The sequence below is a fragment of the Methyloceanibacter sp. genome, assembly GCF_050999895.1.
GTDB lineage: Bacteria > Pseudomonadota > Alphaproteobacteria > Rhizobiales > Methyloligellaceae > Methyloceanibacter.
In genome coordinates, this window is record NZ_JBPCOU010000075.1 from 1 (window position 1) to 17571 (window position 17571).

Here is a 17571-nt window from a genome sequence, read left to right on the forward strand (position 1 = left end):
GACGCCGGGGATCGACACGGTGCCGCCGGGACGGCAGACATAGAACATCTCGCGGATGACATGCGGGCGGTCGCTCTCCAGCATCAGCGCCTGCTTGACGCGGTCATACATCGAGTCGAGCGAGCGCATCGCGTGCGCCTCGAGGCCCACGGCGTCGATGCATATTCATGCCTGTATGCTCTTGCGTGTACACTCGAAATGTACAGCTGGATGTGGAGGCGCGCGTATGGCGCATACAAGCACTGACAATGAATTTGATGCGGCAAAAGCGATCGTAGAGACGCTCAAAGGGCTTGAGAAAGCCCAACTGGAGCGGGCTATACGGTTCGCTAGTGAGACATTGGGGCTGTCGACTCCTAAATCGACTCCCCAACCGGTGCCTCGTCATCTCCGAACATACCCTTACAGAAACTGCCTGGGGCGGCCAGGTCGGTCGACATTAAGCAGTTTGCTGAGTCCAAGGCTCCTAAAAGCGATCGGCAATTTGCAGCGGTAGTTGCCCACTACTATCAAAATGGGCTTGTAACAGACGGTCCGCGAATTCCCGGCGAGCGGCGCAAAGGAGAAAGCCATGGCGATCACGGGCGGATGTTTATGCAAGGCGGTGCGCTACGAGGTGAGCGCGGAGCCCGTAACGGTGCGGACATGCTGGTGCCGCACCTGCCAATACGTAAGCGCCGGCAGTGCCACGGTGAACGTCGTCTTCCCGAGCGACAAGATCCGCATCACTGGCACGACTGCCGAATATGAGAGCATCGCCGATAGCGGCACGCATATGTTCCGCGCCTTCTGTCCGACTTGCGGCACGCCGCTCTTCACCCGCTCGGATGCGCGGCCGCATCTCATCAGCGTACGCGCCGGCTCGCTCGACGATCCGGAGTTCGGCCGCCCGCAACTGACGATCTGGACGAGCCGCGCGCCGAGCTGGGCCTGCATCGACCCTGGCATTCCGCAAGACGAGCGGCAGCCGTCTGCTGCCGTGCTCGCCGGCAAGGCGTGATGATGTGCAGCACAAGGACTGGCGGCGTTTAATGGATTCCCGCGTCTCCACTTGCGTCATGGAGGGGCTTGACCCGGCCATCCAGGTCTTGGACCGCGCCGTGACGCCCATCGTGGATGCCCGGCATAAGGCCGGGAATGGCGAATTGTGGGAAGGACAGCAGGGAGCTCAGACCCCTCGCGAATTTTCACACATCGCGCCAGGTGCGAAAGGCGGCCGCCTGGCCGTGCAGGGTTCCGTTGCGATCGACGAGGTTCCAGATCACGCCGTCCTCGATCAGGAATCGGCGTCCCGACTTCGCGATGCGCAAGCCGCGATAGTTCAGCGCAAAGCCTTTGCCGGCGACCTTGTCCAGCAGGCGTGCGCGTTCGGCGCGGTCCGGCTCTTCCGCGGAAAGGCGCGACGGCAGCGAGGTGAACACCTCCCACTGATATTCGAAGCAGGCTTGCGCCGCCCGGTTCGCATAGATGAAGCGCGGCTCGGGGTCGGTGTTGTGCGCGACGACGCAATACGCCGCGTCTTCGTACAGCCATTCCGCCGAACGCTCTTCGCCCGCAAGAAAGTCCGGATCCGCGCCGACCATGCGGCGATAGCTGCCGACGAGCAGGTCGAAGAAATTCGAATCCGTGGCCAGACTCATGCGCAGATCCGCCGCTTCTCGGCGTTCGAGAAAATCCTTTGGCGATGGGAACCCGGTCGCCGTTCCGGCATTGTCTCCTGAACCCTTTTTGCCATCATTGAGGAACCTGATGAAACTTTATTCCGCGAAAATCCTAGTCGCTAGCGTCTGCGTGTTTGCCGCATTTCCGGCACTGTCTAAGCCTATCAGCAAGCAGGTGCAGCAGGCATGCAGTGCCGATTATAAGCAGCATTGCGAGGAATACGGGCTCGAGACTGCCGCTCTCCGTTCCTGCATGGACCGCGTGGGCCACAATCTGTCAAAGGCCTGCGTGCGGGCCCTGATCGATGCGGGCGCAGTTTCAGAGGCCGAAGTGGAACGCCGTAAGAAGTCGGGCCGTTAAAAGACAGACTGCGGATCGCCCGAAGAAGGCAGTAAGAGGTCCTTCGTCATGGTCATCATAGGCGGTGTTGCGGTCGTGCTTGCCGTTGTCTTTTGGGGCGTCTGGAATCTCGTGCTGAAATTGCGGGAGCGCAAGCAGCGGAGCCGGACCCCGAAATCTCTTCCGCAAGTCCTGAGTGAGAGCCCGCGTGAAAGGGAGAGCGTGGCGGCCGCAGCGACCCCTTTGCGCCAGGACGACAGACCGGAGTTTCGCCGCGACCGCCCGGCCGCCTGACGCGTTTCCACGGAGCGTCGGCCATACCTCATCGGTCCCGCGTGGGGCCTATTTATCCTCGTGCCTCAAATTTCGCTGTAGTCTTCTCTTGGTCATCGCCTGCGGCCAGAGACAATTGGAATCCGGCGGTCAAGGTTGTGCTAAGCTTGTGGCAACGCACTCCGGACCCCCGACGCGGCTTTACGCTAAATTGGCAACCTTCTGCCTGCTTGCGGCGCGAAGGAGTGAGCTGATGCGAATCTTGGCGACCGTGTTTTGCATGCTGTTTGTTGCGGTGGCCCTGTCGCAGGCGAGCGCCGGCGATGCCGACATGGCGAAGGATGTCAACGCGGCCGCCGCCGCGCTCGACAAGGCTTTCGCGCAGGGCGACGCAGCCGCCATAAAGACATTGATGACCCCCGATCATGTGTCGGTCACGCCGTATTATGACGGCCCGCAATCGACGGATCAGCAGATCGCCTCGCTGCCTGAGCTGAAATTCAGCGAGACGATTGTCGGCCCGGTGAAGGTCACGATGCTCGGGCCTGATGCCGCGATGCGCAACTTCACGGCGAAATTGGAGGGAAGCTTCAAGGGAAAGCCCTTGCCGTCTCCGGTTTACGCCACGGAAATCCTGGTGAAGCGCGACGGAGTTTGGATGGAACGCTTCTACCAGGTCACCGCCCTCAAGCCGTAAGCGCGACGCCTGAGACGCCATGCCGCCCGGCGCCTTCGATCTTTTTGCCGTCTCGCGCCTTGTATCCCGAGGTTCAACACGAGGAGGCGAAACCATGAACGACATGACGGCGAAATCCAGCGGCGCGCCCGACGCGCGCAAATCCGGCAGCTTCAAGGTTGGCGGCGATATTCAAATTCACCGCCTCGGATTCGGGGCTATGCGCCTCACGGGCAAGGGCATTTGGGGCCCGCCGCCCGATCGTGACGAGGCGTTGCGCACCCTGAAGCGCGTGCCCGAGCTCGGCATTGATTTTATCGACACCGCCGACTCCTACGGGCCGGATGTCTCCGAGAAGCTCATTCGCGAGGCGCTGCATCCCTATGACGGTCTGTTGATCGCGACCAAGGCCGGCCTGGAGCGGCCGGGTCCGGATGTCTGGGACATCAACGGCGGTCCGGAGCGGCTGCGCCGGCAGGCGATCAAGAGCTGCGAGAAGCTCGGCGTGGAGCATATCGATCTCTGGCAGCTGCATCGCATCGATCCGAACGTCCCGCGCGACGAGCAGTTCGGGGCGATCAAGTCGATGCTTGACGACGGCCTGATCCGTCATGCGGGCTTGAGCGAGGTCTCCGTCCCGGACATCGAGGATGCGGCGAAGGTATTTGCGGTGGCCACCGTGCAAAACAAATATAATCTCGTCGATCGCGGCAGCGAGGACGTGCTCGATTATTGCGAGCAAGAGGGCATCGGCTTCATTCCGTGGTTTCCGCTCGCCGCGGGCGATCTCGCGAAGCCCGGATCCATTCTCGATGGTATCGCCAAGAAGCATGGCGCAAGCCCGAGCCAGATCGCGCTTGCCTGGGTGTTGAAGCGGAGCCCGGTGATGCTCCCCATCCCCGGCACCGGCAAGGTTGCGCATCTGGAAGAGAATGTCGCCGCGGCGAATATCACCCTGTCGGACGCGGACTTCACCGAGCTCGACCGAGAAGGCCGCTTGGCGTCGGAGAAGGCCTAAGCTCATGCGGGTGAGCAATGTGATCGAAAGCGGAAATTTCACAGACGGGCTGCCGACGCGGCCGGTCGATGCCGAGATCACGGACATCATCCTCAATAGGCCGAACATGCGCATCGAGCGGATCGTGTCTACGGGGCAGACGAGCGGCGAGGACGATTGGTACGATCAGTCGGGCGACGAGTGGGTGATGCTCGTGGCGGGCGCCGCGCGGTTGCGCATCGAAGGCGAAGATGACGACCGCATCCTCACCGCTGGCGATTGGCTGCTGCTCCAGGCGCATTGCCGGCACCGCGTGACCTGGACGCAAGTTACCCCGCCGACGGTCTGGCTCGCCCTGCATATGCAAGCGGGCGGTTGAGAGGGATCGAGGCTTTCACTAAACCGTAGGATGTCCGTTACTGACTTATTCGAAGTCTCAACGATATAGACGGTCGACAGGGCGGGGCGGGATTTACGGCTGGGCGGCCGCGATCGGGCCCTTACAACACAGGAGGAGGCCCATGGCTGAAGAACAAATTTCTCGGGACCACTTAGCGGAGCTACTGAACGAAGACCTGTCGCGCGAATATCAGGCGATCATCGCCTATGTCGTCTACTCCCAAGTCCTCAAAGGCGCGGAGTATATGAACATCGCCGACCAGCTTGAGGAGCACGCGCATCAGGAACTGCAACACGCGCTCACGATTTCGCGGCAAATCGATTATCTCGGCAAGATGCCGACGGTCACGCCGAAGCCGGTCAAGGTGTCGGAGAACGCGCGCGACATGTTGCGCTTCGATCTCGATAACGAAAACGAAACCATCGTGAATTATCGCGAGCGCGTGCGGCAATGCGAAGCTCTTGGCGAGTTCGCCATGGCGGAGCAGATTCGCGAGATCCTGGTGCAAGAGCAAGATCACCAAATCGATCTCGCGACGGCTCTCGGCGAGGACGTGCCCGATGTGGGCCGAACGGCTCCAGGCAAGAAGGGCCGTTAGGGCGGCGCTGTCGCCGCTCCGAATGTTTGGGTTGGGGGACTCGCTCTAACTCAACAAGGAGATGCGAAGATGCAAACTACCTGGAAGCCGTCTACCGAGCACGGCGAGGTTCATAATCGGGCTGAGTTTCCCGAAACGGTCTTTGCCTTTCCGCGGCATCATAAGGAACCGCTCACCGACGCCGACCATGTCAGGAACGCCCTGGCCCGGTTCGACCAGGTGAAGGGCGTCACCGATGCGGATCGCGAGCTTGCCTTCGCCAACATCAAGAAGGCGGCGCAGCATTACGGCGTCGACGTCAACGAGAAGAGTTGGCGCGAAATCGGCCGCTAGGTTGAGCCCCGTAGCGTGAAATCAGTGGCATGGCCTAGCAGCCGCCGGTTTCGTTGGGCTGGCATTGGCCGAGCGGGTTGTGGTACATGCCGGGCGGGCACGCGACGTTCTTCTTTTTCTTGTAGCGCTCGACGTCCTTCTTCGCCTTCGCCACACACTTGCCGCCGCGATAGTCCATGCCGAGCTCGCGGCAAGAGGTGGCGGGGTCGTATTTCTTCTTCTTCGGCTTGGGATCCGTTTTCGCTTCCGGCTTCCGGCTCTTGGGAGCGGCTGTAGGGGCGGCAGGCATCCCCTTGAGCTGCTTGACATAGGCGCGGGCCAGATCGGCATAAAATCCGGTCGGTTAGCTGGACAGAAAGGCCTCATAGGAAGGCGTCCTTCTCGGCGTTATTGCCTTCGATGGGCGCTCCAGCGGAGGATCGGCAGTCTTGCAAGAAGGCTTGGAGCTTGTCCCTACCGAGCTCGAAATCGATCGTGGCGGCTCTGTATCCTTGCACGAGATAATCGAGTGAGGTCTTTTCAGCCATTGCGGCCAAAGAGGATCGTCATGGGCGATGCTGAGTTGGACGCCGACGATGCCTTCTTCGCTCTGGGGACGGTAGGTGAGGCCGGGAAGCGCATGATCGAAGCCGCCGCCGGAGAAGCGCAAGGTTACATCCTCTCCGGTCTCTCTATCGCCGATGTCGGCAGCGAAGGTGAGTGTCGGGGACTTGGCACCGGTAGCTGAGGCCGCATCGCAAAGGCCCATCGCTTGAACGTTATCGGTCTCGGGCACCCCGTAGACCAGCTCGCCTGGGTGCCTGGCCCGCTCGGTGGGTGGAATTGCCATTCCATGGTTTCTTGGGCCGTTGCGGCGGAGCATGGCCAAAGTGGGCAAGCAGGATCAAACGCAGCGCGAGCCCCCCGAGACGCATCACTTCAGTTCCCTTGCCTTAGGCTCGCGAGATCACTGCCGCGACGTGGCTCCAGCCGGTCTGTTTTCGCTTATGGTGAAGGCCCCAATCCCAGGTTGAGATTAAGGAAGCGGTGGCCTACCTGCAATGGCGATAACGCGGCCCCGCGGAGGGTCAGGCAATGGCGGTCCAGGCGACGGCGAGGTTCGCCACGAGATAGGCGGCGACGAGGGCCGCTGCCCAGCTGCGGTCCTTGCGCTTGATCGTTGCCTCGGCGTCCACATCCGCGCCTCGCCAAGAGGTGGCGACGACGCGGCCGAGGGCGACGATGATGAAGACGTAGGCGAGCAGGAACATCTTATCCAGCATCATCAGATAGTCGACGTCGGGCAGCGATGCGCCCGAGGTGAGCTGTAGCGCGACGAGCGTGAGAAGTGCTGTGATGCCGAGACCGAGGCGGCCTTCGACGTAACGCGGACGCACGAAAAAGACGAGCGCGGCGCAGACGACGATGAGCATGATCGGCACGAAGGTCTTGATGGACATCGCGACGACGGGACGCGTCACCGGGACCGAGATCGAGATGCGCGAATAGGTATCGGCCTCTGGGCTAGAAATGTCGCCGAAATTGGTGGGATAGGTGTTCTCGACGATGCGCAGACTGGGCTTGCCGATGCGGAAGCCAGGTAGCGTGATCGCAGGGTTCACCGAAATGCTGGGATTGGTGTCGGGAACGTAAATCTGCGTATCGCTGCCGGAAACCGTGTCTTCCATCACAATCGTCAGCGACTGCTCGTCGAGCGGATAATTCTCCAGCGCGAACGCAGTCGAGAAGCGGCCCTCGTAGCGGATGATGGAATAGAGGCTGCCATCGGGCATCGGCTCCGGCTTTTCGTAGAGCTGCTCGCGCAGATTGTCGTCAGCGGCGTAGCGGTTCATGAATTCCATGGTCTTGGACGGATCGGCGTGGCCGCCCTTCCAGCGGAACCAGACATAGAGATCGATGGCGTAGTTGTTGGTCTTGAAGTCGAGCTGCTGGATGTCGTTGATATAGGCGCCGACGATCACTTGCCGCGGACCGGCGGGCGAAGGCGCAGCCTCGATGGCGTCGATGACCGGTTCCGGCGGGTTTGCTTGCGTCTGCGCGTGCGAGGATGCGAGGCACAAGGCCGAAAGCGGCAGGAGGAGCAGTGCCGTCAAAAGAGAGCGCGCCGTCATGTTCATTCAGGCTGGGCGAGGCGCATCGCTAATGGAGCTTCTGATAGGTATTTTCGAGGTCGTCCTGCACGACGATCGCCTTGCTGTCCGCGCCGAGAACTAGGTCCGTGTCCGGTCAATGTCGTCACTTCGGAGAGAGTGGTGCCCCAGGCCTGACTCGAACAGGCACGTCCTTGCGAACAACAGATTTTGAGTCTGCCGCGTCTACCATTCCGCCACTGGGGCACGGGGCGGAACATGGGATAAGGCAAGAGCGCGGTCAACAGAAGGCATTGGGTATCAGCCGCCAGCGGACGCGCAATGGCTCCGATAGATAGCTAGCAAGACGACAAGCAGGGCCGCAATGGGGATCAAGAGCGCGTCCGGAGGGGACATGGCCCAAAGCGTTGCGCCGGTGACCACGCACCAGAGCATGACGAGGAGTTCCCAACGCAAACGATCGGCTGCAAGCAGGACGCCCAGCGTGGCGAGTACGGTCGGGTCGGGGGCGACGCCGAACAGTTCCAGTCCGGCCCATTCGCGGCCGGCGAGCGGACCGATCAGCGGCTGGAGCAGAAGCGCGAAGGCGAACAGGGTGACCCCCGCTGTCGTCCAAAGCGATCTTCTCGCTTCGGAGAATGACAGCCGACCGAAAACGGTACCGCTCAAAATGAGAAGAATCGCCTCCAGAACAAATGCAGAGGCAAAATAACTCGCGGCCCAATTGATCGTCGCATAGCGCGCGGCGAAATAGCCCGACGCCACCCATGCCCAACAGACGGCAAGCAATAAGACGATGGCGGACCCGGCCCAGCGCGGACGCCAAACGAGCAACGCCAGGATTGCAAATCCAACGGCAACAGCGGCGATCTGCGCAGGCCAGATGGCGGCGTTATAGAGCGCGAACAGCCGGTAATAGGTCTCGGGCGAAAACAGCAGGAAGTCGGAGAGGCGATACGTCCACCACTCGGACATCAAACCTCCTCGACATAGGCGATCATTTGCCGGCGCATTTTCTCGTCGGGCAACGGCCCGCCTGCCGCCTCCATGTTTTCGCGGACGTGGGCGACCTTTGATGTCGCCGGGATCGCGCAGGTGTTGGACGGGTGCGAGATGATGAACTTCAAAAGGAACTGCGCCCAATTCCTGGCGCCGATTTCGCCCGCCCATTCCGGCAAAGGCGCGGCTTGCAGACTACGGATCAGAGCGCCCTGCTGAAACGGCCGGTTCGCAATAACGGCGATGCTCTTCTCCCGCGCGAGTGGCAGAAGGCGTTTTTCGACATCCCGATCGACCACGTTGTAGGTCAGTTGAATAAAGTCGAGAGGATGGGCGCGCATGATCTTTTCCATCTCGCGATGACGGCGCCCATGAGAGGTGGTGATGCCGATATAACGAAGCTGACCTGCTTCCTTCATGGCGAACAGCGTTTCAAGATGCGCCTCCCACGCCAGCAAGTTGTGAATTTGCATAAGGTCGAAGCGCGGGACGCCCCAGTGCTTGCGCGACTCTTCGATCTGAGCTGGGCCGTCGGCGCCCGACGAGGTCCAAACCTTGTCTGTGGAAAACACGTTTGCGGTCTCGCCGAGCTTCTTGAGACCGTATCCGATCACCTCCTGTGAAGAGCCGTACATGGGCGAGGAGTCAATCATGCGCCCGCCGTTGGAGAAGAACGCGCGCATCACTTCGGCACAATTGTCGCGAGCCACCGGATCGTCGCCGACATTGAAAGTGATCCAACTGCCGAGACCGACCTGGGGCAGCGCCTCGCCCGAAGAGGGGACGGGCTTGGTGAGGGGCGCGGTTTGAGAAAACGCGGCTGCCGGACGGAGGGCTGTCGCGGCGACGGCCGCGGCCATGGAACGGAGCAAGATGCGGCGGTTGAGATGCATGGCGTTTTTCAAAAAGGCTGGCGGATCCTAATGTAAGCGGCAATACGATGTCCGGGTTCCGTGCAAGAAGCCCGATGGACAACGACACGGGCCCCCGCTAAGGAAGCGGCCATGTTGAGGGGCCTCTACGACAAGGTCATCAAGCTTTCCGAGAGCCGGCACGCGCTGCCGACGCTGGCGGCCGTGTCGTTTGCGGAGAGCTCCTTTTTTCCCGTTCCACCCGACGTCATTCTCGTGCCGATGGCGCTGGCCCAGCCGCAAAAAGCGAGGCTCTACGCGCTGGTCTGCACCATCTCCTCGGTGCTCGGCGGCATACTCGGCTATGCCATTGGAGCTTTTCTCTACGACACCGTCGGACATTGGCTGATCTCGGTCTATGGCTACGGCGAGGGCGTGGAATCCTTTCGCGCCGCCTATGCCGAATGGGGCGCCTGGATCATTCTGATCAAGGGCCTCACCCCGATCCCGTACAAGATCGTGACCATTGCTTCTGGCTTCGCCGGATACGACTTCTTCATGTTCGTGGTGCTGTCGTTCATCACGCGGGGCGCGCGCTTCTTCATCGAGGCCGAACTCCTGCGCATCTATGGCGAGCCGATCCGCGAGTTCGTCGAGAAGCGGCTGACATTGGTCACGACCGGATTTCTGGCGGCCATTATCGGCGGCTTCATCATCGCCAAATATGCATTCTGACATGGCAGCCCGCGCAGACGCTTCAAGGCCCGGAGCGATCGCGAGCGCGATGGTGTTCGGCATCGCCGCCGCAACCATTCTCGCTGCGCTCGCCTTCGAGCATATCGGCAATCATGCGCCATGCCCGCTCTGCCTCGAGCAGCGTAATGCGTATTACTTCGCCGTACCGGCGAGCGCCGCAGCCTACATCTTGGCGCAGTATAATTTCTGGACCGCAGCGTGGGTCTTGCTCGCCCTCATCGCGGTCGCGTTTCTGTTTAACGCGGGCCTTGGCACCTACCACGCCGGCATCGAATGGGATTTGTGGGAAGGGCCTGCCTCGTGCAGCGGCGGCACCGCGATTGAATGGGGCGAGGGCGGGCTCGCACGGCAAATGGAAAGCGTGCAGGTGGTGCGCTGCGACGAAGCCGCATTGCACGTGCTCGGGTTCTCGCTGTCGGTCTGGAATGCGCTGATCTCGCTCGCGCTCGCTGCGATTGCCATGTTTGGCGCGACGCAGTGGCGGCGCTGAGAGCCTACGGCTCGAGCTCGGTATCCCAGTAGAGATAATCGAGCCAGCTCACATGCAGATAATTGGGCGGGAAGAGCCGCCCGTTGCGGTGCAGCTCGAACACCGTCGGTCGGTAGGGTCTCTGCGCTGGCCACATCTTGGCGTGGTCGGGCATCTTGCCGCCCTTCTGCAAATTGCAGGGCGCGCAAGCGGTGACGACATTGTCCCAGCGCGTCAGGCCGCCGCGAGACCGCGGCACGAGATGGTCGAAGGTCAGGTCCTTATCGTCGCCGCAGTATTGGCAGGTGAACCGGTCGCGCAGGAAGACATTGAATCGCGTGAAGGCGGGATAGAGAGCCGGGCGGACATAGCTCTTGAGCGATACGACGCTCGGGAGCTTCATCTCGAAATTCGGCGAGCGGACGCTGCGCTCGTATTCGGAGACAATGTTCACGCGGTCGAGAAAGACGGCCTTGACCGTGTCCTGCCAGCCCCACAGCGAAAGCGGGTAATAGCTGAGCGGGCGATAGTCGGCATTGAGCACAAGGGCTGGAAACGTGCCCGGTGCGGCCGATGCGGTTGCGACGTTCAAGACCCAGATCCTTACGCGCTTGCCCGTCGCACGCGGGTCGAAGCCTCCTTGGGCGCGGATACTATAGCCATGTGTCGGCAATGTGAAGCACCCAACATGGGGTAGAAATTCGCCTTCGATCGCGTCTATATCGGCGCGGCGCGCCAAGTGAGCCCATGACCTTCAAGCAACGTTGAGTTCGGCGAATGGAGAATCTTCTCAAGTGGCTTCCCGATCGGCCGCAGCCGATATGGTTGCGCTATGGCGTGACGACCCTGTTTGTGCTCGCTTCCTTCGGGCTGATGCGCCTGGTCGAAAAACAGACCGGCGTCAGTTGCTTCTTCGTCATGTATCCGGCGGTGTTTCTTGCCGCGGTCATGTTCGATCGCGGGTCGGGATTCCTTGCTGCCGGGTTCAGCACGGCCTTGCTGGTCCTCTCCACGCAAGAAAGGTCGGAGGGGCTTCATCCCCAGCATTATTGGCTGCCGCTCACGATGTTTCTGCTGATCGGCGTCGCGCTGGCGGCAGTGAGCGAAGCGTTACGCAAAGGCTGGGAGCGCGCGGCCGAGGCTGAGCGCATCAAGGATCTGCTGTATCGGGAGCTCGGGCATCGCACCAAGAACGACCTTGCTATGGCGGCGTCCGTGCTGACGCTCCAGGCCCGCGCACAAACCAATCCCGAGGTGGAGGCCGCGTTGAACACAGCGGTCGGCAGGCTGCACGCGCTCAGCAGGGCACACGAGCAGTTTGAGCCCGTCGCGGCCGGAACGGGCGTGCAGATGCGCGGCTATCTCGAAGTGCTTTGCCAGAATCTCGCCGAGTCCATGAACAGCTCCGACGCGGTCTCGCTTCGGGTCGATAGTGAGCAGTTCGAACTTCCGACCGGACGCGCCATTCCAGTCGGACTGATCGTCAACGAGCTCGTCAGGAACGCCTTCAAGCATGCGTTTTCAGACGGGCGGGAAGGCCTGATCGTGGTGGGCCTCCAGCGCCAAGGCGGCCTCACTCTCACCGTCGAGGATAACGGCAAGGGTGTGAGGAGGGCGCCGCAAGAGGCCTCGGCTCCCAACTGGTCTAGCTTCTCGTAAGGCAGCTGAACGGGAGCATGGAGCGGACCAAGGCCGAGCCCGGCTGCCGCGTCAGCGTCACTTTCCCGGAACAAGGCCAGCGTCACTTCGCGGAGGCGAAGGCGTCCTTCAAGAAGGCGCCGCCGAGGCGGAGACCCTCGGGGTCGATTCCATGACCGATGCCGCCGGCAATGTGCCATTGCACGGGCAGGCCAGCGCGCGCGAGCTGCTCGCGGGCGATGAGCATGGCGTCGACGGGAATGACTTCGTCGACATCGCCATGAATAAGAAGGATCGCGGGGCCGTCGGCCGGGTCGGCGGGAATGCCTTCGAGGCTGGCAAGGGCGCCAGAATAACCGACAATGGCCGCGATCGGCGGCGTCCTCCCAAGGCCGACTGACAGCGCCATCATGGTGCCTTGGCTGAAGCCGACCAGCGCCAATGCCTTGGGCGGCAGGTCATGCCGCTTCAGCTCGGTGTCGACAAAAGCATGCAGCGAGGGGCAGGCCTCGGTTACGCCCGACGCGATGCGGGCGGGATCGCCCATGGTCAGGTTGAACCACTGCCGGCCCATCGGCGCCATGCCGCAAGGCTGTGGCGCGTTCGGGGAGACGAAGGCGGCGTGAGGTAAGTCCCTGGCCCATTCGCGGCCAAGTCCGATGAGGTCGTTGCCGTCGGCGCCGTAGCCGTGCAGAAACATGACGAGCTGCCGCGGCGTTCCGCCAGCCGCGGGGCCGAGGCGCGGCCCATCGAGAGATTGGGCGGCCATTTACGCCTTCGCCCGCCGCAGACCTGACGTTCTCATCCGCAACACCACGCTCAGGCGTCCCCCTCGGGAACGTCGTTGGCGGAGTGGGCATTGAGCTGGCCGTAGTTCTGGATGCCGATGTCGTTTAGAAGGTTGAGCTGCGTTTCGAGATAATCGATGTGGCCTTCCTCGTCGGTGAGGAGCTCCTCGAACAGGTCCATGGTGACGTAGTCTTCTTCCTTACGGCAGGCGGCGCGCGCCTCCATGTAGAGCGCCCTTGCGCCATACTCCGCCTTGAGGTCGCATTCGAGGATCTCCTTGATGTTCTGCCCGATCATCAGGGGATCGATATGCTGGAGATTGGGAAAGCCCTCGAGAAAGATGATGCGGGTCACGAGCTTATCGGCGTGATGCATCTCCTCGATCGATTCCTCGCGCTCCTTCTTGGCGAGCTTGGTGAAGCCCCAGTCGTCCAGCAATCGGTAATGCAGCCAATATTGGTTGACGGCGGTCAGCTCGCTCGTCAGCGCCTTATTGAGATACTCGATGACCCTTGGATTGCCCTTCATGCTCAGCTCCTCTTCTCAACCTTTTTTTCGATCATGGCCTGTTCTTGACGTTGCCGCTAGGGCTCCTCGATGGGCGACCTGTGGGGGAACGAGGCCGCAGAGCTCGGTCCCTCCTCGTCATAGCCGACCATCAGCTTCGTGATCAGCGGCAGGCAACTGCCGCAAGACGGTCGCTTGCCGAGATGGCGGTAGATGAGGCCGGGCGTGAGCACCACAAACGGGTCCGCGGTTCGCAGCGCGGAGACCGCGTCGGCGATGTCCCGGTCGGTGATCATGGAGCAGGAGCAGACGATCATGTGAAGGTTCGGCTTGGTGACTCGAATCTTGGGCTACGGCAAGGTTTCAGGCCTCCGGCGAAGTCCGTTCTTTTCAACAGCGGTCCGACCGCGAGGCGAATTCGTGAGTTTTCAAGCCTTTTTATGGTTCAGGCAATTTAGCCGAGTTTTAAGCGATGGCTGTCATCCTGCCCGTCTGGGATAAGGGATGAGGCCGCGCCAATGCAGGCGGAAGATTTCAAACCTGACTATTTGTTCGCGCAAATCCAAGGTCTCGTGGACGCTCTAGCAGCCGAGCGGGGCGCGCGCGAGCGCGCGGAGATCGCCGAGAAGGCCAAGTCGGAGCTGCTCGGCGTCATCGGTCACGAGCTGCGGGCGCCGATGGGCGCCATTCTCTCCATGGCTGAGCTGCTGCTCGGAAGCCGGCTCGACAATAGCCAGCGCCGCTATGCCCAGACGCTGGAGAAATCAGCGCGCAGCCTGCTCACGGTCCTCAACGACATTCTCGATTTTTCGCAAGTGGAGTCGGGCCGCTTCGAGCTCGACTGCGTTTCCTTCGACCTGCACGAGCTCCTTCGCGGCGTCATGCAGGACATGCGCGTCCGCGCCAGCGAGAAGGGCCTGAAAAGCGGGCTCGAGATCGGCCTCAGCTGCCCGCGGTTCGTCGTCGGGGACCCGGCGCGCCTGCGCCAGATCCTGAATGCCCTCACGGGAAGTGCGCTCGCTGCGACCGAGGACGGCTCATTACGGCTTTATGTGCGTGCCAGGGACAGCGAAAACCATCTTCGGCTCCGCTTCGATATCACCGCCAGCGGCGGCGGATTGAGTCAGATCGAGGCGCTCCTGTGTCATGACGATGGGACCGGACTTGGGCCGTCTTTGGCTGGGCACCTCATCGAGATGATGGGCGGGGAACTCGGCTGCGACAGCGTCGCGGGGCATGGCAGCGTGGTTTGGTTCACGGTCGCGGCAGCGCGCGGCGAGGCGCAGGTTTCCGCGCCGGCGTGCGCGCGAATTGAGGCCAATGCGCTCTCCGGTCATCTGCTCGTGGTCGAGGCCAATGCCGTGAACCGCATGCTCATCGGGACCTATCTCAGCGAGTTCGGCCTAACCTACGAGATCGTCGACAGCGGCGCCGAAGCCATCCTTTGCCTCTCCTCGAGCGGCTATGACCTCGTGCTCATGGATATCACGATGCCCGGTTTCGACGGTGCGCAGACCGCAAAACGGATCCGCACCCTGAGCGGGGCCGCCGGTATCGTTCCGATCGTCGCGCTGACCGCCGCGACCCTGAAAGCCGGCGGCAAGTCCGTCGTGACCGACATGGATGCCTGCGTGGCGAAGCCTATTCGCGGACGCGAGCTGCATGCGGCGCTCGCTCCCTTCCTTGCCCACGATGACAAGAGCCGGGTAGCGGCGGGACGCTAGCGCTTGCGCCCGCTGGATAGCGGGGGGCTTAAAAGTTCTCCATGAGAACGCCTGCGAGCAGGATCAGATAGGCGATCAGGAGCAGGCCCATGCCATAGGCGGTGAAGAACGGCAACGGCACGATCATCCCGATGATCACCAGGATGGCGATGACGACGGAGACGAGAAAGGTTTCCCGGCGCGGTGACGTCAAATTGAAGTTCATTGTGCCCCCCATTATGGCAAGCGCCTTTCAAGACAGGCGCGTGAGTCGGCAGTCTAGCGATAAAGGGAGGGTTCGCCTATCCGCGCTCGCCTGGGTCCACAAAACCGGAGGACGGCCTTTTTGGCTTACGGGACGCCCGCAGCTCGTTTCAGGTCGCGACCTTTGCGCGCAAAAGCGCTTGCGGCGCCGGGGTGCCCTGGTCCTTGAGATCCTCGGCCTTGCTGTCGACGAGGTCGACAAGGCCGACCATGATGTCGTTCAGCATGAAATCCTTGGGCGTATAGATGGCGGCCGCCCCGCATTGCTTCAGGATGTTGACGTCCTCTGCGGGAATGATGCCGCCAACCACCACGGGGACGTTGGCAAGGCCGGCTTCGCGCAGCCGCTGCACAACATCGCGCACGAGCGAAACGTGCGAGCCCGAGAGAATGGACAGACCGACAACGTGGGCTTTGTGCTCACGGGCGGCGGCGACGATCTCGGCGGGAGTGAAGCGGATGCCATCATAGACGACCTCCATGCCGCAATCGCTTGCGCGCACGGCGATCTGCTCGGCACCGTTGGAATGCCCGTCGAGGCCGGGTTTGCCGACGACGAAGGTCAGGCGGCGGCCGAGGCGTTCGGAGACTGCATCGACACGGCGGCGAACGTCTTCAAGCCGCACCTCGTCGATGGCGTGCTTGGCGGCGATGCCTGTCGGCGCGCGATATTCGCCGAAGACTTCGCGCAGCACCTTGCCCCATTCGCCGGTGGTTACGCCCGCTTTAGCGGCCTCGATGGACGGCGGCATGATGTTGCGGCCTTCGCTCGCGGCGGCTTTTAGCTCGATCAGCGCCTTCGTTACTTCCTTGTCGTCGCGCTGCTGCCGCCAGGCTTGCAGCGCCGCGACCTGCTCCATCTCGACGGTTTCGGGCACGGTGGTGATGCCGTCGGCGCCAGCGCTGAGCGGCGCGGGTGCGGTCTCGGTATAGATGTTGACGCCCACCAGCGCCTGTTCGCCCGTTTCGATGGCGGCGATGCGCGCGGCGTTCGAGGCGATCAGCGCCTCCTTCATATAGTCGATGGCAGCGACGGCGCCGCCCATCGCCTCGATCTTGGCAAGTTCGGCGCGGGCCTGCTCCTTCAATTCCTCAACCTTGTGCTCAACTACCTCCGAGCCATCGAAAATATCGGCATATTCGAGAAGGTCGGTCTCATAGGCAACGATCTGCTGGAGTCTGAGCGACCATTGCTGGTCCCAGGGCCGCGGCAGCCCTAGTGCCTCGTTCCATGCCGGAAGCTGCACGGCGCGGGCACGCCCGTTCTTCGACAGCACTACGGCAAGCATCGAAAGCAAGATGCGGTAGACGTTGTTTTCCGGCTGCTGCTCGGTCAGCCCGAGCGAGTTGACCTGCACGCCATAACGAAAGCGGCGATAGTCGGGATTCTCGACGCCATAGCGGTCGCGCGCGATCTCGTCCCAGAGATCGACGAAGGCGCGCATCTTGCACATCTCGGTGATGAAGCGGACCCCCGCATTGACAAAGAAGCTGATGCGGCCGACGAGATGCGGAAACTCCGCGTCGGGAACCGCGCCCGAGTTCCTAACCTCGTCGAGAACGGCCTCCGCGGTTGCCAGCGCAAAGGCGAGCTCCTGGGCGGGCGTCGCGCCTGCTTCCTGCAAATGGTAGGAGCAGACATTGGTCGGATTCCACTTCGGCACTTCGCGGGCGGTAAAGACGATTACGTCCTTGATCAGCCGCAACGACGGCGCGGGCGGAAACACATAGGTGCCGCGCGACAGATATTCCTTGATGATGTCGTTCTGCACCGTGCCAGCGAGCTTGTTGCGGTCGGCGCCCTGCTCATCGCCAAGTGCGATGTACAGCGCCAGCAGCCATGCCGCCGTCGCGTTGATCGTCATGGAGGTGTTCATTTCCTCCAGCGGAATGCCCTCAAGCAAAGCGCGCATGTCGCCGAGATGAGAGATTGGCACGCCGACCTTGCCGACCTCGCCGCGAGCGAGGAGATCGTCGGAATCGTAACCGGTCTGCGTCGGGAGATCGAAGGCGACCGAGAGGCCGGTCTGGCCTTTCGCGATGTTGCCCCGGTAAAGCTCGTTGGAAGCCTTCGCCGTGGAGTGACCCGCATAGGTGCGGAACATCCAAGGTTTGTCGCGTTTGGCGGGTTTGTGGGTCATCTTGCTCGTCCTGGACGGCATCGAAGCATGGTCGAGGGTCTTTCGGCAACACGCGCGTGTCCTGCTTGAAGGGGCCGGACGGCCAA

Annotated in this window: 25 protein-coding genes, 1 tRNA gene and 1 pseudogene; 13 read left to right on the forward strand and 14 right to left on the reverse strand. The window is 62.0% G+C overall.

Features of this window, described 5'->3' with window-relative positions:
- Window positions 1-162 (reverse strand): annotated as a pseudogene (locus ACR2J1_RS08150) (glutathione-dependent formaldehyde dehydrogenase); the annotation flags it as partial.
- A gap of 409 nt (window positions 163-571) precedes the next feature.
- On the opposite strand from ACR2J1_RS08150, the gene ACR2J1_RS08155 reads away from it, so the two are divergent.
- On the forward strand, window positions 572-1000 hold the full coding sequence (locus ACR2J1_RS08155; RefSeq protein WP_434018833.1) for a GFA family protein: 429 nt from the start codon (window positions 572-574) through the stop codon (window positions 998-1000).
- Window positions 1001-1187: 187 nt separating this feature from the next.
- Here the strand turns inward: ACR2J1_RS08155 and ACR2J1_RS08160 are convergent, their stop codons facing one another.
- Window positions 1188-1640 (reverse strand): MEKHLA domain-containing protein, encoded by a 453-nt coding sequence (locus ACR2J1_RS08160; RefSeq protein ID WP_434018834.1) that lies wholly within the window; start codon window positions 1638-1640, stop codon window positions 1188-1190.
- A gap of 109 nt (window positions 1641-1749) precedes the next feature.
- Between ACR2J1_RS08160 and ACR2J1_RS08165 the strand changes: the two genes are divergently transcribed.
- The 7 genes from ACR2J1_RS08165 (at window position 1750) to ACR2J1_RS08195 (ending at window position 5278) form a co-directional block, all read left to right on the forward strand.
- Entirely contained in the window at window positions 1750-2022 is a 273-nt protein-coding gene (locus ACR2J1_RS08165) for a hypothetical protein (RefSeq protein ID WP_434018835.1), read from the forward strand.
- 48 nt (window positions 2023-2070) lie between these two features.
- Window positions 2071-2295: a hypothetical protein gene (locus ACR2J1_RS08170; RefSeq protein WP_434018836.1), complete on the forward strand. Its 225-nt coding sequence runs from the start codon at window positions 2071-2073 to the stop codon at window positions 2293-2295.
- Window positions 2296-2527: 232 nt separating this feature from the next.
- Window positions 2528-2971, forward strand: coding sequence for a nuclear transport factor 2 family protein (locus tag ACR2J1_RS08175; RefSeq protein ID WP_434018837.1), 444 nt, complete (start codon window positions 2528-2530; stop codon window positions 2969-2971).
- 103 nt (window positions 2972-3074) lie between these two features.
- Window positions 3075-3968, forward strand: a complete 894-nt coding sequence (locus tag ACR2J1_RS08180; RefSeq protein ID WP_434018910.1) for an aldo/keto reductase — start codon at window positions 3075-3077, stop codon at window positions 3966-3968.
- 4 nt (window positions 3969-3972) lie between these two features.
- Window positions 3973-4326, forward strand: coding sequence for a cupin (locus ACR2J1_RS08185; RefSeq protein ID WP_434018838.1), 354 nt, complete (start codon window positions 3973-3975; stop codon window positions 4324-4326).
- Between the two features lie 142 nt (window positions 4327-4468).
- On the forward strand, window positions 4469-4945 hold the full coding sequence (locus tag ACR2J1_RS08190; protein ID WP_434018839.1) for a ferritin-like domain-containing protein: 477 nt from the start codon (window positions 4469-4471) through the stop codon (window positions 4943-4945).
- 69 nt (window positions 4946-5014) lie between these two features.
- The gene (locus tag ACR2J1_RS08195) at window positions 5015-5278 is read left to right on the forward strand and encodes a DUF6582 domain-containing protein (protein ID WP_434018840.1); all 264 of its coding nucleotides are present in this window, start codon (window positions 5015-5017) and stop codon (window positions 5276-5278) included.
- 34 nt (window positions 5279-5312) lie between these two features.
- Here the strand turns inward: ACR2J1_RS08195 and ACR2J1_RS08200 are convergent, their stop codons facing one another.
- Complete coding sequence (locus ACR2J1_RS08200; protein ID WP_434018841.1) at window positions 5313-5567, reverse strand: hypothetical protein; 255 nt, start codon at window positions 5565-5567, stop codon at window positions 5313-5315.
- 73 nt (window positions 5568-5640) lie between these two features.
- Window positions 5641-5805 (reverse strand): hypothetical protein, encoded by a 165-nt coding sequence (locus ACR2J1_RS08205; RefSeq protein WP_434018842.1) that lies wholly within the window; start codon window positions 5803-5805, stop codon window positions 5641-5643.
- A 20-nt stretch (window positions 5806-5825) separates the two neighbouring features.
- On the opposite strand from ACR2J1_RS08205, the gene ACR2J1_RS08210 reads away from it, so the two are divergent.
- Window positions 5826-6005: a hypothetical protein gene (locus ACR2J1_RS08210; RefSeq protein ID WP_434018843.1), complete on the forward strand. Its 180-nt coding sequence runs from the start codon at window positions 5826-5828 to the stop codon at window positions 6003-6005.
- A gap of 340 nt (window positions 6006-6345) precedes the next feature.
- On the opposite strand, the gene ACR2J1_RS08215 is transcribed toward ACR2J1_RS08210, so the two are convergent.
- The 4 genes from ACR2J1_RS08215 to ACR2J1_RS08230 all read right to left on the reverse strand — a co-directional run bounded on the left by ACR2J1_RS08215 (window position 6346) and on the right by ACR2J1_RS08230 (window position 9260).
- Window positions 6346-7389 (reverse strand): hypothetical protein, encoded by a 1044-nt coding sequence (locus tag ACR2J1_RS08215; protein WP_434018844.1) that lies wholly within the window; start codon window positions 7387-7389, stop codon window positions 6346-6348.
- A gap of 139 nt (window positions 7390-7528) precedes the next feature.
- Window positions 7529-7614, reverse strand: a tRNA-Leu gene (locus ACR2J1_RS08220).
- 54 nt (window positions 7615-7668) lie between these two features.
- The gene (locus ACR2J1_RS08225; protein ID WP_434018845.1) at window positions 7669-8343 is read right to left on the reverse strand and encodes a DUF6064 family protein; all 675 of its coding nucleotides are present in this window, start codon (window positions 8341-8343) and stop codon (window positions 7669-7671) included.
- Window positions 8343-9260, reverse strand: coding sequence for an aldo/keto reductase (locus ACR2J1_RS08230; RefSeq protein ID WP_434018846.1), 918 nt, complete (start codon window positions 9258-9260; stop codon window positions 8343-8345). The genes ACR2J1_RS08225 and ACR2J1_RS08230 overlap by 1 nt, the downstream gene beginning before the upstream one ends.
- A 111-nt stretch (window positions 9261-9371) precedes the next feature.
- On the opposite strand from ACR2J1_RS08230, the gene ACR2J1_RS08235 reads away from it, so the two are divergent.
- Both ACR2J1_RS08235 and ACR2J1_RS08240 read left to right on the forward strand, forming a co-directional pair.
- Entirely contained in the window at window positions 9372-9953 is a 582-nt protein-coding gene (locus ACR2J1_RS08235) for a YqaA family protein (protein WP_434018847.1), read from the forward strand.
- 1 nt (window position 9954) lies between these two features.
- Complete coding sequence (locus ACR2J1_RS08240; RefSeq protein WP_434018848.1) at window positions 9955-10464, forward strand: disulfide bond formation protein B; 510 nt, start codon at window positions 9955-9957, stop codon at window positions 10462-10464.
- A gap of 4 nt (window positions 10465-10468) precedes the next feature.
- Here the strand turns inward: ACR2J1_RS08240 and ACR2J1_RS08245 are convergent, their stop codons facing one another.
- Window positions 10469-11035: an HNH endonuclease gene (locus tag ACR2J1_RS08245; protein ID WP_434018849.1), complete on the reverse strand. Its 567-nt coding sequence runs from the start codon at window positions 11033-11035 to the stop codon at window positions 10469-10471.
- A 185-nt stretch (window positions 11036-11220) separates the two neighbouring features.
- Between ACR2J1_RS08245 and ACR2J1_RS08250 the strand changes: the two genes are divergently transcribed.
- On the forward strand, window positions 11221-12102 hold the full coding sequence (locus tag ACR2J1_RS08250; RefSeq protein WP_434018850.1) for a sensor histidine kinase: 882 nt from the start codon (window positions 11221-11223) through the stop codon (window positions 12100-12102).
- Between the two features lie 82 nt (window positions 12103-12184).
- Here ACR2J1_RS08250 and ACR2J1_RS08255 read toward each other — a convergent pair whose 3' ends face one another.
- From ACR2J1_RS08255 to ACR2J1_RS08265, 3 genes are read right to left on the reverse strand one after another with little or no spacing between them, the layout of a single operon-like run.
- Window positions 12185-12850: an alpha/beta hydrolase gene (locus tag ACR2J1_RS08255; RefSeq protein ID WP_434018851.1), complete on the reverse strand. Its 666-nt coding sequence runs from the start codon at window positions 12848-12850 to the stop codon at window positions 12185-12187.
- 50 nt (window positions 12851-12900) lie between these two features.
- Complete coding sequence (gene bfr, locus ACR2J1_RS08260) at window positions 12901-13398, reverse strand: bacterioferritin (protein ID WP_434018852.1); 498 nt, start codon at window positions 13396-13398, stop codon at window positions 12901-12903.
- Window positions 13399-13454: 56 nt separating this feature from the next.
- Window positions 13455-13694, reverse strand: a complete 240-nt coding sequence (locus tag ACR2J1_RS08265; protein ID WP_434018853.1) for a (2Fe-2S)-binding protein — start codon at window positions 13692-13694, stop codon at window positions 13455-13457.
- 201 nt (window positions 13695-13895) lie between these two features.
- On the opposite strand from ACR2J1_RS08265, the gene ACR2J1_RS08270 reads away from it, so the two are divergent.
- Complete coding sequence (locus ACR2J1_RS08270; RefSeq protein ID WP_434018854.1) at window positions 13896-15101, forward strand: response regulator; 1206 nt, start codon at window positions 13896-13898, stop codon at window positions 15099-15101.
- 28 nt (window positions 15102-15129) lie between these two features.
- Here the strand turns inward: ACR2J1_RS08270 and ACR2J1_RS08275 are convergent, their stop codons facing one another.
- Window positions 15130-15306, reverse strand: a complete 177-nt coding sequence (locus ACR2J1_RS08275) for a hypothetical protein (RefSeq protein WP_434018855.1) — start codon at window positions 15304-15306, stop codon at window positions 15130-15132.
- 148 nt (window positions 15307-15454) lie between these two features.
- Window positions 15455-17485, reverse strand: coding sequence for a methylmalonyl-CoA mutase family protein (locus tag ACR2J1_RS08280; protein WP_434018856.1), 2031 nt, complete (start codon window positions 17483-17485; stop codon window positions 15455-15457).
- Between the last annotated feature and the right edge of the window lie 86 nt (window positions 17486-17571).